This is a genomic window from Brevundimonas sp., assembly GCF_044336875.1.
Lineage (GTDB): Bacteria > Pseudomonadota > Alphaproteobacteria > Caulobacterales > Caulobacteraceae > Brevundimonas.
On record NZ_JBIIOP010000002.1, the window covers coordinates 302,528 to 315,567 of the forward strand.

Sequence of the window (13,040 nt, forward strand, 5' to 3'; positions counted from 1 at the left end):
ACTTCAGCGACCGTCGCGCCTGTCTGCGGATCATGGGGCCACCGTTGCAATATAGCCCATGCCGCGAAGCGCCTGGATTGAGACGTCCCCTCCGACGCCCGCCAGACGCCGCCGCACCCGATGGAGCAAAATGTGCAGGGAGTTCTCGCTGTAGTGCCCTTCGAGGGGGTGAAGGGCTTCGCCCAGTTGCGCCTTGCTGATCACCCGCTCCGAGCGGCGAAAGAACCGCTCGATCACCATGCTTTCGGCGCGAGAGAGGTGCACTTGACCCTTCGGTCCCGAGAGCATCTGCGCCGCGACGTCGTACTGGATGGACCCCAGCGTCAGGATGGCGTCCACCAAATGCTCCGGGCGCCGTCCCAACGCGCGCAGCCGGGCGATGAGTTCATCGATGGCGAATGGCTTGACGAGGTAATCGTCCGCGCCGCGGTCCAGACCGCGCACCCGATCATCGATCTCGCCCAAGGCGGTCAGCACCAGGACGGGCGTGGTCAATGCCGCCCGTCGCGCTTGCGACAGGAGGTCGAGGCCGTGATCCTCGCCGAGCATCAAGTCGAGAACCACGGCGTCGTAGGGGGTGGTGTTCCAAGCTTCCCACGCATCGGCGACGGTGTGGAGGACGTCCACGGTGAAACGCGACGCGGTCAGGGAACGGGCGGTGCTTTTCGCCAGCAGACGATTGTCTTCGATCAACAGGATACGCATGAAGTTCGGGTCTGGGTCGTTTGGACCTAGAACCTATAGAACACCGCAAGGGCGCCGGTATATTGATCCGGCGATCCTTCCAGGACCACGATCGGGCTGTCAGCGGCGGAATCCAGCAGTTTGTCATACCCACCGAAGACGCCGACGCCCCACCGTTCGGTCAGCCGGTAGATCAGATTGACGTTCACCCCGGCCTTCTCCATGCCGGCCTCGGCCGCGTAGCTCGGCAGGCCGCTGGCGAACGCCCCCGGCAGATCGACGCCATAGTAGGTCTGCATATAGTTCTCGTCGGCCCACTTGACCTCGGCGCCCACGCCGACGCTGAGCCTTGACGTCACAGGCATGCGGTATCCCACGTTCAGCGCCACGGAATATCCGTCATGGACGCCGCTGAGGTCGCTCAGGGCGGTCACGCCCGCGCTGAGGGAGCCGGGACCCATCAATGTCTCGAAGTCCAGATAACCGCCGCCTTCCACCGCCCCGTCGATGGTCGACAGCTGGCGAATGACCGGGTTGGTGATGTCGTCTTCCCGGCCCTGTTGGTAGGAGATGACCGGGCCTGCCGAGAAGGTGTGGCCGGCGAGCACGTCGAGCTTCAGCGCTGCGCCCTGCAAGCTGAGCGTCAACCCGCTGATGGGATAGCGGACGCTGAAATAGGGGAAGGGCTGTACCTCGTAATCGTCCGACCCTTTGTACTCCGGTCGGTAGGCGCCGCCGCCGCCAACAACGAAAATTCGGTCATTGTCGTCCGATGCCGTCTGGGCCGAGGCGGGCTGGGCCGCCGTCGTCGCCGACAAAGCGAGGATGGCGGCCATGAAGGATCGATGGGAGAGCATGGAGTGCGGTTCCGGCTGGAAAGGTCGTCAACCGTGACCGTCCAACCTTCCGCGAACCTTTCGCTTGTAAACTGATCTGTCGGGGCTTGGGGCGATCCGTCCGGTCAATCTGGCAAGGCTCGGAAGATGTCGGCCTAGGTTCCCCGCTCCCCCTCCCCGGTGCTCCGTGTCCGGACATGATCGCGGCGGCGGGCGCAGGCCGCCTTCGCGCAAGACGGAAGCGTCCTTGCAGGCTCGCGGTCTTTGCCGCTGCCTTTCGTGTCGATCGAGACCGTTCGTCGCCCCACGCATAACAGGCTGCGGCGTATCGCATCGTTCGATCTCAATTTGCTTTCCTCCGCCTACGCGGTACGCAGCTAGGCATCCAAGGCCGCCAAAGAGTTTCGAATGTCGCGTGTCACTGTCCGCCGTCCCGGTGTCGGGTCGAAGCTGGACGCCTGGTCTGCGGGTGGGCTGGCTGTTGTGCTCGGCTTCTTCATGCTGACTGGCGTTCTGGCGGTTTTGAACCTTCAAACTCTGCGCGAGAACAATGACAGGATTAGACAGTCGCACACGGTAATCGTCGCGTTGAACGATATGCTATCCACGGCGCAGGACGCCGAGACTGGACAGCGCGGATATCTGCTAACGGGGGATGTGCGTTATCTCGCTCCCTATGAATCCGCGGTTTCCGCTGTGACGGCCCAGCTCGACGAGGTTGCTGCGCTGACAAGAGGCAACCCGGCCCAGCAAGCCCATGTGGCGCAGCTCCGTAACCATGTGGAGGCCAAGCTTTCCGAGTTGGCCGAAACCATACGCCTCCGCCGCACCGAAGGCGAGCAGGCTGCTCTTGCGATCGTCACCACCGATCGCGGGAAGGTCGAGATGGACGCCATTCGCTCCCAACTGGACCTGATGCGGCAGGAAGAAGTGCGCTTGCGCCAACTGCGGCTGGCAGAGATGGAAGCGGCCTACCGGACCGCCACCATTAGCGGCGTCCTCTCTGGCCTTTTCGGCGCGCTGCTGACGATCGCCATCTTCATGTTGATTCGACAGACGGCGCGGGCGCGGGCCCGCCAGGAATGGCTGCAAACCGGTCATGTCGGTCTGGCGGAAGCCATGATGGGCGACAAGACCGTCGAACAACTCGCAGACAGCATCCTGACCTATCTGGCGCGATACGCCGGATTCCAGGCCGGCGTTCTGTTCAAGGGCGAAGGCGGCGTCTATCGCCGCGCCGCCTCCTTGGGCGTGCCCTCCGAGGCGGCCATCGTCGAGCGCTTTGGCCTGAAGGAGGGGTTGATGGGACAGGTGGCGGCGGAAGGGCGGGCCATGCTCATCACTGATGTGCCCGAAGGCTATATGACGATCGGTTCCGCCCTGGGTCAGGACAAGCCGCGGCACCTGCTGATCGTCCCCGCGCTGGCGGACGGGGTCGTCAACGCCGTCATCGAACTAGGTTTCCTGCATCCGGCGGATGAACGGGTCAGAGAGCTCCTCGACGAAGCGTCGGCAGCCATCGGCATCGCGCTTCGATCGGCCCGCTACAGATCCGAACTGCAGGAAGTGCTGGAGGAAACCCAACGGCAGGCCGAGGAACTCCAGGTCCAGAGCGAGGAGCTTCGGGTTTCGAACGAGGAACTTGAAGAGCAGGGCAGGGCGCTGAAGGAGTCCCAGGTCCGTCTTGAACAGCAACAGGTCGAGCTTGAGCAGACCAATAGTCAGCTGGAAGAGCAGGCCCAGACCCTCGAAACGCAGCGTGACGATCTCGAACGCGCGGGAGCAACCCTGACGCTGAGGGCGCGCGAGCTTGAGCAGGCCAGCCAGTACAAGACCGATTTTCTGGCCAATATGTCCCACGAACTGCGGACTCCGCTCAACTCGCTTCTCATTCTTTCAAAACTTCTTGCCGACAATTCGGAGGAGAACCTCACGGAAGAGCAGATTCGCTTCGCCCGAACGATCGAGTCGTCGGGCAATGATCTTCTTACCCTGATCAACGACATTCTGGACCTGTCCAAGATCGAAGCGGGCCACGTCCAGATCCGTCCGGAAGTCCTGCCGCTTTCGCGAATGATGAGCGATCTGCGGCGGACCTTCGAGCCGGTGGCGGGCGAGCGGGGTCTCGCCTTCGAAATCAATATCATAGAAGCGCCCGACACGCTGGAGACGGATCGCCAGCGACTGGAGCAAATCCTGAAGAACCTGCTGTCCAACGCATTCAAATTCACCGAACGGGGCAGCGTGCGCCTGATCGCGCGGGCTGCGCAGGATGGCAGGGTGGCCCTTGATGTGACGGACACCGGGATCGGCATTGCGCCGGAGCAACAGGAGAGCGTGTTCGAGGCCTTCCGACAGGCGGACGGGACGATCAGCCGCAAGTATGGCGGCACGGGCTTGGGGCTGTCGATCTCGCGGGAGTTGGCGCGGCTGCTCGGCGGCGAACTCAGGCTGCAAAGTCGACCGGGAGAAGGGAGCACCTTCACGCTCTTGATCCCGCAAATGTACGACCCGGATCAGATCGCGCCGCGTGAACGGCCCCCGAGCGTAATCCGCGAGGAAGCGGCCCCTGCGGAGCCGACGACGCTGTCGCCCCCAATGGCGAGCCGTCGTTCCGGCGCGGTTGAGGACGACCGCGACCATCTGCAGGGAGGCCGCCGTCTTCTGCTGGTGATCGAGGATGACGATGTCTTCGCCGCCATCGTGCGCGACCTGGCGCGAGAGATGGGGTTCCAATGTCTTGTGGCAGGGACCGCCGAGGACGCACTGCGTCTGGCCAAACAGTTTCAACCCAGCGCAGTCGTGCTTGACGTGGGTCTGCCGGATCATTCTGGCCTGACAGTGCTCGACAGTCTCAAGCGTGACGACACCACCCGGCACATCCCCATCCACATCATTTCCGGAGAGGATCACGGTCCTACTGCTCTCTCGCTGGGCGCGGTGGGGTCCCTCGTCAAGCCTGTGAGGCGCGAGGCGCTGGCGGACGTGTTACGAGCGCTGGAGTCCAAGTTGAACGGCGCGGCCCGGCGCGTCCTGATCGTCGAGGACGATCCCGTACAGAGGGACGCCGTCAGCCGGCTACTGTCCTCGGCGGACGTAGAGACGGTCGGCGTGGGGACAGCCGCGGAGTGTCTGGATCAGCTTCGCAGCCAGACCTTCGACTGCATGGTGCTGGATTTGTCCCTGCCTGATGCATCCGGTTTCTCGCTTCTCGAGACGCTGAGCCAAGACGGCGACCACGCCTTCCCGCCGGTGATCGTCTACACCGGCCATGACCTGACCGCCGAGCATGAGCAGAGTCTGCGTCGCTACTCCAGCTCGATCATCATCAAGGGCGCGAAGTCTCCGGAGCGACTGCTCGACGAGGTTTCTCTGTTCTTGCATCAGGTCGTCTCCGACCTGCCTCCGGAACATCAGAGGATGATCCGCAAGGCCCGCAATCGCGACGCTGTCCTGGAAGGGCGGCGTATCCTCATCGTCGAGGACGATGTGCGCAACGTCTATTCCCTGACGAATGTGCTGGAACCTCGGGGCGCGGTTGTTCAGATTGCGCGGAACGGCAAAGAGGCCCTTGACGCCCTGGCCGCCTCATCCGACGCTTCTGAAAGCGGCATCGACCTCGTCCTGATGGACGTGATGATGCCGGTGATGGACGGCCTGTCGGCGACGCGCACGATCCGGGCCGACCCGCGCTGGGCGAAACTACCCGTCCTGATGCTGACCGCCAAGGCCATGCCCGACGATCAGGAACGTTGCATCGCAGCGGGCGCTAATGACTACATGTCCAAGCCGATTGATATCGACAAGCTCTTGTCCCTGGTCCGTGTCTGGATGCCGCGTTAGGACGATCTGTGATCGATACGACCGAGGACCTCGAAATCCAGCTTTTGCTGGAAGCGCTCTATCATCGCTATCACTACGATTTTCGCCACTACGCCCGGGCGTCGATTAAACGACGGCTCCTGCAGGCGCGCGAGCAGATGGGCTTTTCCAGCCTGTCCGCCTTGCAGGAGCGGGTTCTTCATGACGGCTCGATGCTGCCGCGCTTGCTGGGCTATCTCACGGTCCAGGTCAGCGAGATGTTCCGTGACCCCTCCTATTTTCTCGCCCTGCGGGAGCAGGTTTTGCCGCACCTGCGCACCTATCCCTCGCTGAAGGTCTGGATCGCGGGCTGTAGCGCGGGCGAGGAGCTCTACTCGCTCGCCATCCTGTTCAAGGAAGAGGGGCTTTATGATCGCGCCCTCTTTTATGCGACGGACATCAATCCCGACGCGCTTCGCGCGGCCGAAGCGGCCGTTTACCCCTTGGATCAAATCCGCAGGTTCACCGAAAATCACCAGAAGTCTGGAGGACGGTCTTCCCTCTCGGACTATTATACGGCGGACTATGGACGCGCCGCGTTCGATAGCGCCTTACGGGCTCGAGCGGTCTTTTCGGATCATAGTCTGGTGACCGATGAAGTGTTTTCCGAAATGCACCTTATCTCCTGTCGCAATGTGATGATCTATTTCGATCGTGCCCTTCAGGACCGGGCGGTCGGTCTATTCAAGGACTCTCTCGCCCGTGACGGCTTCCTGGGTTTGGGGGCGAAGGAAAGTCTTCGGTTTTCGGAACACCTCTCCGCCTTCCGAGAGTTTGTCCCCGAGGAAAAGATCTACAGGCGCAAAGGCCGATGACGCCCCCTGCGAGAGCCGTCGTCATCGGCGCTTCCGCAGGGGCGGTGCAGGCGCTGTTGAGGATATTGCCGGCTTTGCCGGCCGCCTATCCATGGCCGATCATCGTCGTCGTTCATGTTCCGCCGGATCGAAGCAATGTGCTCGTGCCCCTCCTTCGCGACCGCTGCAAACTTCGGGTGAAGGAGGCCGACGACAAGGAGCCGTTGCTGCCGGGCGTCGCCTACTTCGCGCCTTCCGACTATCATCTCCTGGTCGAGGCCGAGGCCAGTGTCGCCCTCTCGGCAGACGAACCCGTCAACTATTCGAGGCCATCGATCGACGTTCTGTTCGACAGCGCGGCGGACGCTTACGGCGAGGGCCTCACCGGCGTCATTCTCAGCGGCGCGAATGAGGACGGCGCCAAGGGCCTCGCGCGTGTCGTGGCGAGAGGCGGGACGGCGGTTGTGGAAGACCCTGAGGCCGCCTATGCATCGATCATGCCGGCCGCCGCCTTAGTCGCCTGTGTGGCCGCGCGCAAGATGACCCTCGACGAAATCGGCGCGCATCTGTTGGAGTTAGGCACGGCATGAGCGTTATCGACGATCCTATCAACGTCCTCCTCGTCGATGACCTCGAAGAGAATCTGATCGCTTTGGAGGCCCTTCTCAAGCGTGAAGGCCTGCGCTTCCTGACGGCGCGCTCCGGCGACGAAGCCTTGGAACTTCTGCTCCTCAACGACGTCGCTCTGGCGCTTCTGGATGTGCAGATGCCGGGTATGGACGGGTTCCAACTGGCCGAATTCATGCGCGGCGCCGAACGGGTGCGCCACGTCCCCATCATCTTTGTCACGGCGGGGAGTGCGGACGCCCGACGGCGATTTCGGGGCTACGAGGCTGGAGCCGTGGATTTCATCCAGAAGCCGATCGAGGCCGATGTCTTGCGGAGCAAGGCCGATGTATTTTTTGATCTTTATCAACACCGACGCGAAGTTCTTGCTCAGCGGGACTCGCTAGAGGCTTATGCCGAGGCTCTCCGAGCCGCTGATCTGAACAAGAATCAGTTTCTGGCCATTTTGGGTCATGAACTCCGTAATCCCGTGATGGCGTTGAAGGCCGGCCTAGAGCTCATGGAACGGCGCGGCGCGCACGAGGGCAGTGAAAAAATTCGTCAGCGAATGCAGGTGCAGTTGTCGCAACTCGGCCGATTGGTCGATGATTTGCTGGACATCACTCGCATCGATCAAGGCAAGATCGAACTTCGTCGAGAGCGGGCGGATTTGCGTGCCGTATTGGAAGCCGCTGTCGATGGGGCGCAGCACAAGATTGATATGGGCGGACACGCCTTGAACGTGGATATCCCCCCAGCGCCGATCTGGCTGACGATTGACGCCGCACGCATCACACAGGTCGTCGGGAATCTGATTGGAAACGCAGCCAAATACACTCCTCGCGGCGGCCGCATCGCCCTGTCCGTGACAGAAACCGGAAGTGTCGTCATCATCCGTGTCAGTGACAATGGCATCGGCATTCCCAGGGATATGCAAGACGCGGTGTTCGAGCTCTACGCTCAGCTCAAAGGGCCAGATGCGCGATCACGGGAAGGTCTGGGCATCGGTCTGGCCCTCGTGAAGCAAATCGTCGAGCTTCATGAGGGATCGATCTGTGTGGCGAGCGACGGCGAGGGGGCGGGTAGCACCTTCACCGTTCGATTACCGGTGAGCCTGCCAGTCTGAACGCCCGCCGGTTCGCAACGGGCCGGCAGGCCGAGGCCCTTAAGACCAGAGAATAACAGCGTTCGAGGCTCGGGCCGATACGGCCGCAAGCGTTGGAGCGCGGCCTCACACACCGCTGAATGCGACGTCAGAGGGCTGGCGGTCGCCCAGCCGTGCGGAACCGAGCAAGGCAAGCCTGCCCAACTAAGAAAAGCGATGATCGGCATTGCGCACAAGGCGGGGCAGGCGTTTGAATGGGTCATGTCCCATCCATCGCCTCCCCGGTCTGACACCGATCGTATCGCCGAACTCGAACGGCTGCTCTTCATGCAGCAGGGGCAGCTTATCGCGCTCCTGTCCCTGGAAGTCTCGAGGGTTTTGCGTACCCCCGAAGATCGGGAGCTGATCCGGGGCGTCTGCGTCGAACTGGCGGCTGCTCAGCCGGATCCGGACACCCCGCTGGGGGCTGGCTATCTGAGCATTCTTGATGCGTTGACCGAGGCGACGGACGATGGGGACCTCGGCGCAGGGCCCCATTGAAACGCCGGAGCGTCCGAACGACATCTGGGCGTACGGCGCCCTCGCGGTGTGAACGCCGTCTGGCCAGGCTCCCTCCCGCCCGGATCCAACGCGTCTCTCTGAGGATCAAGCCGGTTGCGGCAGCGCCATCCAGCCGTCTCGGGACATAAGGCCTTCCGGCGATCGGCCGGGTCCAGATCGGCGCGCCAAGGTCATGACCCGACTTGGACTGATCGGTCGCCGGTCCGCCGCTCCCGTCGACGGGACGCACGGTCTGCGTCCGACCTCGAGATCCGGGCCGGATCGCCGCATATCGGCGCTGATGACGCCGCGCCAGGGATGTGACCTGCGGAGAACGGATCGGCGGCGATCCGCCCGATCTCACCTCTCCCCTGACATCGTGGAAACCCCTGGGCCAGCGCCCTGACAAGAACCTTGCATCTGTGTTCCACCCTATCCGGATTTGTTCGAGAACATCCGACGACCGTCGTGGATCTGGCGAATGATTTGAGCGCGAGGGTCATCTCCCTGTGCAAGGCGCATGCCCCCACCCTGCCGGATCTTTCATTAGGCGCGGCTGATGAGCGGGTGACCAGCGTGAAGTCGCTTCTGGCCGTCCTGGCGGCGCCCATGAGCGCGCCGGCGAGGCCATCGTTATCGCGGGCGACGACCTCGACATCGGCGCAGAAGCGTTCCCCATGGTGGCGCTCCTTTTGCACAAACTGGCCACGAACGCGTCAAATAGGGTGCGCTCTCTCATTCGGAGGAACGACTTGACGTGACCCCCGTTTCTCATCCAGCCATAACGAGAGTCCTTTGGTGATCTGAACTGGGGTTTGTGGGGTTGGCAAGAGGCCGGTCAGCGCAGCCTTCAACCAGCGCAGCGGACCGGCCGATCTTTCCGCTGAGGGCATCTGCGTAAGCCTGCGGCGTCAGCCATCCCAGCTTCGAGTGCGGCCGGGTTTCATTGTAGTCGCGCCGCCAGGCTTCGAGCACCGCACGGGCGTGCGGCAGGGATCGGAACAGCGTCTCGTTCAGCAGCTCGTCACGCAGACGGCCGTTGAAGCTCTCGTTGAAGCCGTTCTGCTGAGGCTTGCCCGGCGCGATGTAATGCCAGCCTACGCCGGCGTCGTCGGCCCAGGCCAGGATGGCGTTAGACGTATATTCCGTGCCGTTGTCGCTGATGATCGTCTCGGGGCACCCGCGTCGCAGGATGATGGCGTCCAGCTCGCGCGCCACCCGCCGGCCCGACAGCGAGGTGTCGGCAACGAGGCCGAGGCATTCACGGGTGCAGTTGTCGATCACCGTCAGGATGCGGAAGCGCCGCCCATCGGTCATCTGATCCGACACGAAGTCGAGCGACCAGCGCTGGTTCGCGACCAGTGGGGTCTCCAACGGACGCCGCGTGCCCATGGCCCGTTTACGCCCGCCTCGCCGCCGCACCGTCAGCTTCTCCTCGCGATAGATCCGCTGGACCCGCTTCTTGTTGACCGCATGCCCCTCGCGCCGAAGCATCACGTGCAGGCGGCGATAGCCGAACCGCCGTCGCTCCTGGGCCAGGGCCTTCAGCCGATCACGCAGGGCGCCGTCGTCCGGTCGGGTCGTCCGATAGCGCACGGTCGTCCGATCAACGCCCAGCACCCGGCAGGCCCGCCGTTCGCTCATCTCGCAGGCGGCCTGCAGATGACCAGCCGCCTCGCGCCAGCCGGCGGGCGTCACCACTTTTTTCCCAGCAGGTCCTTCAGCGCCACGTTGTCCAGCATCGCGTCCGCCAGCATCCGCTTCAGCCGGGCATTCTCATCCTCGAGCGCCTTCAGCCGCCGAGCCTCCGACACGTCGAGCCCGCCGAACTTGGCCTTCCACTTGTAAAAGGTCGCAGAGCTGACCCCGTGCCGCCTGCACACCTCCGCCGTCGCCACACCGGCCTCCTGCTCGCGCAGGATCCCGATGATCTGCTCTTCCGTGAACCTTGATCGCTTCATTCTGTCCGTCCTTCGTTGGGCGGACTCTAGCTATTCCTGGAGGAGTTTCAGGGGGTCACGTCAGACTTTCCATCGCGGTTCTCTCCACGAAGGATCGTAGGGTGGAGATCGTCTGGACGGAGGCTGGCGGAAATGTCCAGTCCGGTGAAAGACCGCAGGGCTTCGGCAGGCTGCTGAACGGGCCACCGTCACGAGTCTGGACGCGACGCTTGAGCGAGAGTGGGAAGAGGACGGGGTTGTCGTGACGCTTCGGACACCGGCGTCTCGCCTGCACGAACAGACTTGACGCAAGGGGCCGGACCCTCCGCGGCCGGCACGCTTGGCGAGCGCCACGTCCGGGGCCTCAATCAAATGTCGAGCTCAAGCGCCCTCGTTGATTGACCCTCTTGTGAGCCGGTCGGGCAGCGGCGGCCTTTATCAGATCGGCAGGCGACCGGACGCCGTCGGACTGACAACGTTACGAATCACGCTGACGGCTTGGCGGGCGATGATGCGCTCCTCGTCAGTAGGGATGACCCGGACCGTCACGCGACTGCCGGGGGTGCTGATGACAGGACCATGTCGTCGATTGGCTTCAGGATCGATCTCGACGCCGGCCCACGCCAGCCTTCGGCCGATGCGAGCGCGGACATCCGCGTGATTTTCACCGATGCCGGCGGTGAAAACGAAGCCGTCCAGACCTTCGAGGCTGGATATGAGTCCGCCGGTCTCGCGCGCGACCCTCCAGGCGAACAAGTCTATGGCCTCCTCCGCTTCCGGAGCCTCGCTCGTAGAGAGGGCGCGCATATCGCTGGCCAAGCCGGAAACCCCAAGAAGGCCGGAGCGGCGGTAAAGGAGGTCCTCGACCTCGGCGACGGTCATTCCTCGTTGCGTCTGGAGGTGAAGCACAACGCCGGGATCGAGCGTCCCGCAGCGCGTCCCCATCATTAGACCGTCCAGGGCGGTGAAACCCATCGTGGTGTCTATGCTGCGGCCGTTCCGCAGGGCACAAAGGCTGGCCCCGTTGCCGAGATGGCCGACCACGACCCGGCCGGACGCCAGCACTGGATCCAATTCACGCAGGCGTTGGGCGACGTATTCATATGAAAGCCCGTGGAAGCCGTAACGGCGGACCCCCTGCTCATGGAAGCGTCGGGGTAGAGCGAAGCGCGTGGTTACGTCGGGTCGTCCGTGATGAAAGGCCGTGTCAAAACAGGCGACCTGAGGCAGGCCTGGCCGCAACTTGGCGATCGCGCGGATGGCCGCGAGGTTATGAGGCTGATGAAGGGGCGCAAGAGGGCAGAGAGCATCCAACGCCGCCATCATGTCATGGTCCACGAGCCGGGGGGCTGAGAATAAGGTGCCGCCATGAACGACACGATGGCCCATCGCTACCAGGACATGGTTCTCCAGCAGCGCGGCCGTCCGTTCGAACAGGTCGGCCAGAAGCTGATCATGCGTTAGGGCTAACGGGCTGCCGGGCCAAGCGTGGTCCATGATCACAGCGTTTCGCGCGTCATGCATTCGCAGGCGAGGAGATGTGCCGATGCCTTCGATCTTGCCGCGGGCCAGGAGCGGCATTTGATCATCATCCTCCAGCGCGAACAGTGAGAACTTGATGCTGGACGACCCCGAATTCAGGCTGGAGACGACCCTTGTCATGTGAGGCCCGGAGCCGCCTTGGTCGCGGCGCGCACCAAAAGGACGGCTACAGCGCACGAGGCCAGCTTCGTTTTCAACGAATCCGCCCGGCTGGGAAGGATGATGGGAACTCGCGCGCCCAAGACGACGCCAGCGGCCTCGGCATCGCCTAGGAAGGTCAGTTGCTTGGCCAGCATATTGCCCGCCTCGATATTGGGCACAATCAGAATCTCGGCCCGGCCAGCGACCGGAGAGACGATGTCTTTTTCGCGGGCGGCCGCTTCATTAATGGCGTTGTCGAATGCGAGCGGGCCGTCCAGAAGTCCTCCCGTGATCTGACCCCGGTCGGCCATCTTGCATAACGCCGCCGCGTCCAGGGTGGCGCGCATGGCGGGGTTGACCGTCTCCACGGCGGCCAGAATGGCCACGCGCGGTTCCGGTATGCCGATGACATGAGCCAGATCGATGGCGTTGCGCGCAATGTCCGCCTTGTCCATTAGGGTCGGCTCGATGTTGATCGCGGCGTCGGTGATGATGAGCGGCGTCGGATAGCCCGGGACGTCCATGACATAGGCATGGCTGATGCGGCGTTCGGTCCTGAGTCCTGTTGCCGTGGGCACGACCGCGCCCAACAGTTCGTCAGTATGGAGAGATCCCTTCATCAGCAATCTGGCCTCTCCCGCTCTCACCAGAGCCACAGCCTCGGCTGCGGACGCATGGCTGTGGGAGGCGGTCACCATACGGTAGGCGGTCACGTCCCGCCCGGCCTCTTCGGCTGCTGCCCGTATCCTCGCTTCCGGCCCCACCAGAATCGGCGCGATGAGGCCGGCCTCGGTGGCGTCCGCCACCACGGCGATGGCGGCGGGGGTGCAAGGATGGACGACGGCCGTGATTTCGGGCGGGCCGCCCCGGACCTTTTCCATCAACACCCGATAGTTGTCGCCCAGGGCGCGGTCCGGACTCATCGGGCGGCGTGCGGGATCGGGAGATTTGCGGCGCCGCGAGGGGCCTGGGTCCGCACGATAGCCGCGCC

The 13,040-nt window shown here is 63.4% G+C and carries 10 protein-coding genes; 5 read left to right on the top strand and 5 right to left on the bottom strand.

Annotated elements, in window-relative coordinates:
- Positions 1-30: 30 nt before the first annotated feature.
- On the bottom strand, positions 31-705 hold the full coding sequence (locus ACIQ1T_RS04805; RefSeq protein ID WP_395943390.1) for a response regulator transcription factor: 675 nt from the start codon (positions 703-705) through the stop codon (positions 31-33).
- 26 nt (positions 706-731) lie between these two features.
- Entirely contained in the window at positions 732-1,520 is a 789-nt protein-coding gene (locus ACIQ1T_RS04810) for a MipA/OmpV family protein (protein WP_395943391.1), read from the bottom strand.
- Positions 1,521-1,928: 408 nt separating this feature from the next.
- On the opposite strand from ACIQ1T_RS04810, the gene ACIQ1T_RS04815 reads away from it, so the two are divergent.
- From ACIQ1T_RS04815 to ACIQ1T_RS04835, 5 genes are all read left to right on the top strand, one after another.
- Positions 1,929-5,363 (top strand): response regulator, encoded by a 3,435-nt coding sequence (locus tag ACIQ1T_RS04815; RefSeq protein ID WP_395943392.1) that lies wholly within the window; start codon positions 1,929-1,931, stop codon positions 5,361-5,363.
- Positions 5,364-5,371: 8 nt separating this feature from the next.
- Entirely contained in the window at positions 5,372-6,196 is an 825-nt protein-coding gene (locus ACIQ1T_RS04820) for a CheR family methyltransferase (protein ID WP_395943393.1), read from the top strand.
- Positions 6,193-6,765, top strand: a complete 573-nt coding sequence (locus tag ACIQ1T_RS04825; RefSeq protein ID WP_395943394.1) for a chemotaxis protein CheB — start codon at positions 6,193-6,195, stop codon at positions 6,763-6,765. Before ACIQ1T_RS04820 ends, ACIQ1T_RS04825 begins: the two co-directional genes overlap by 4 nt.
- Positions 6,762-7,907: an ATP-binding protein gene (locus ACIQ1T_RS04830; protein WP_395943395.1), complete on the top strand. Its 1,146-nt coding sequence runs from the start codon at positions 6,762-6,764 to the stop codon at positions 7,905-7,907. Before ACIQ1T_RS04825 ends, ACIQ1T_RS04830 begins: the two co-directional genes overlap by 4 nt.
- A 195-nt stretch (positions 7,908-8,102) precedes the next feature.
- On the top strand, positions 8,103-8,426 hold the full coding sequence (locus tag ACIQ1T_RS04835; protein WP_395943396.1) for a hypothetical protein: 324 nt from the start codon (positions 8,103-8,105) through the stop codon (positions 8,424-8,426).
- 771 nt (positions 8,427-9,197) lie between these two features.
- Here the strand turns inward: ACIQ1T_RS04835 and ACIQ1T_RS04840 are convergent.
- The 3 genes from ACIQ1T_RS04840 to ACIQ1T_RS04850 form a co-directional block, all read right to left on the bottom strand.
- A protein-coding gene (locus tag ACIQ1T_RS04840) for an IS3 family transposase (RefSeq protein ID WP_395943397.1) occupies positions 9,198-10,387 on the bottom strand; the annotation gives its coding sequence in 2 pieces (ribosomal slippage) (positions 9,198-10,129 and positions 10,129-10,387; 1,191 coding nt in all).
- A gap of 417 nt (positions 10,388-10,804) precedes the next feature.
- Positions 10,805-12,028 carry an acetate/propionate family kinase gene (locus tag ACIQ1T_RS04845; protein WP_395943398.1) on the bottom strand — a complete coding sequence of 408 codons (1,224 nt, stop codon included), beginning with the start codon at positions 12,026-12,028 and terminating at the stop codon, positions 10,805-10,807.
- On the bottom strand, positions 12,025-12,972 hold the full coding sequence (locus tag ACIQ1T_RS04850) for a bifunctional enoyl-CoA hydratase/phosphate acetyltransferase (protein WP_395943399.1): 948 nt from the start codon (positions 12,970-12,972) through the stop codon (positions 12,025-12,027). The genes ACIQ1T_RS04845 and ACIQ1T_RS04850 overlap by 4 nt, the downstream gene beginning before the upstream one ends.
- Positions 12,973-13,040 lie beyond the last annotated feature (68 nt).

Excerpts from the sequence above, each read along its gene's own strand:
- ACIQ1T_RS04805 (WP_395943390.1), bottom strand. The coding sequence starts at position 705 with ATGCGTATCCTGTTGATCGAAGACAATCGTCTGCTGGCGAAAAGCACC.
- ACIQ1T_RS04810 (WP_395943391.1), bottom strand. The coding sequence starts at position 1,520 with ATGGCCGCCATCCTCGCTTTGTCGGCGACGACGGCGGCCCAGCCCGCC.
- ACIQ1T_RS04815 (WP_395943392.1), top strand. The coding sequence starts at position 1,929 with ATGTCGCGTGTCACTGTCCGCCGTCCCGGTGTCGGGTCGAAGCTGGAC.
- ACIQ1T_RS04825 (WP_395943394.1), top strand. The coding sequence starts at position 6,193 with ATGACGCCCCCTGCGAGAGCCGTCGTCATCGGCGCTTCCGCAGGGGCG.
- ACIQ1T_RS04830 (WP_395943395.1), top strand. The coding sequence starts at position 6,762 with ATGAGCGTTATCGACGATCCTATCAACGTCCTCCTCGTCGATGACCTC.
- ACIQ1T_RS04835 (WP_395943396.1), top strand. The coding sequence starts at position 8,103 with ATGATCGGCATTGCGCACAAGGCGGGGCAGGCGTTTGAATGGGTCATG.
- ACIQ1T_RS04845 (WP_395943398.1), bottom strand. The coding sequence starts at position 12,028 with ATGACAAGGGTCGTCTCCAGCCTGAATTCGGGGTCGTCCAGCATCAAG.
- ACIQ1T_RS04850 (WP_395943399.1), bottom strand. The coding sequence starts at position 12,972 with ATGAGTCCGGACCGCGCCCTGGGCGACAACTATCGGGTGTTGATGGAA.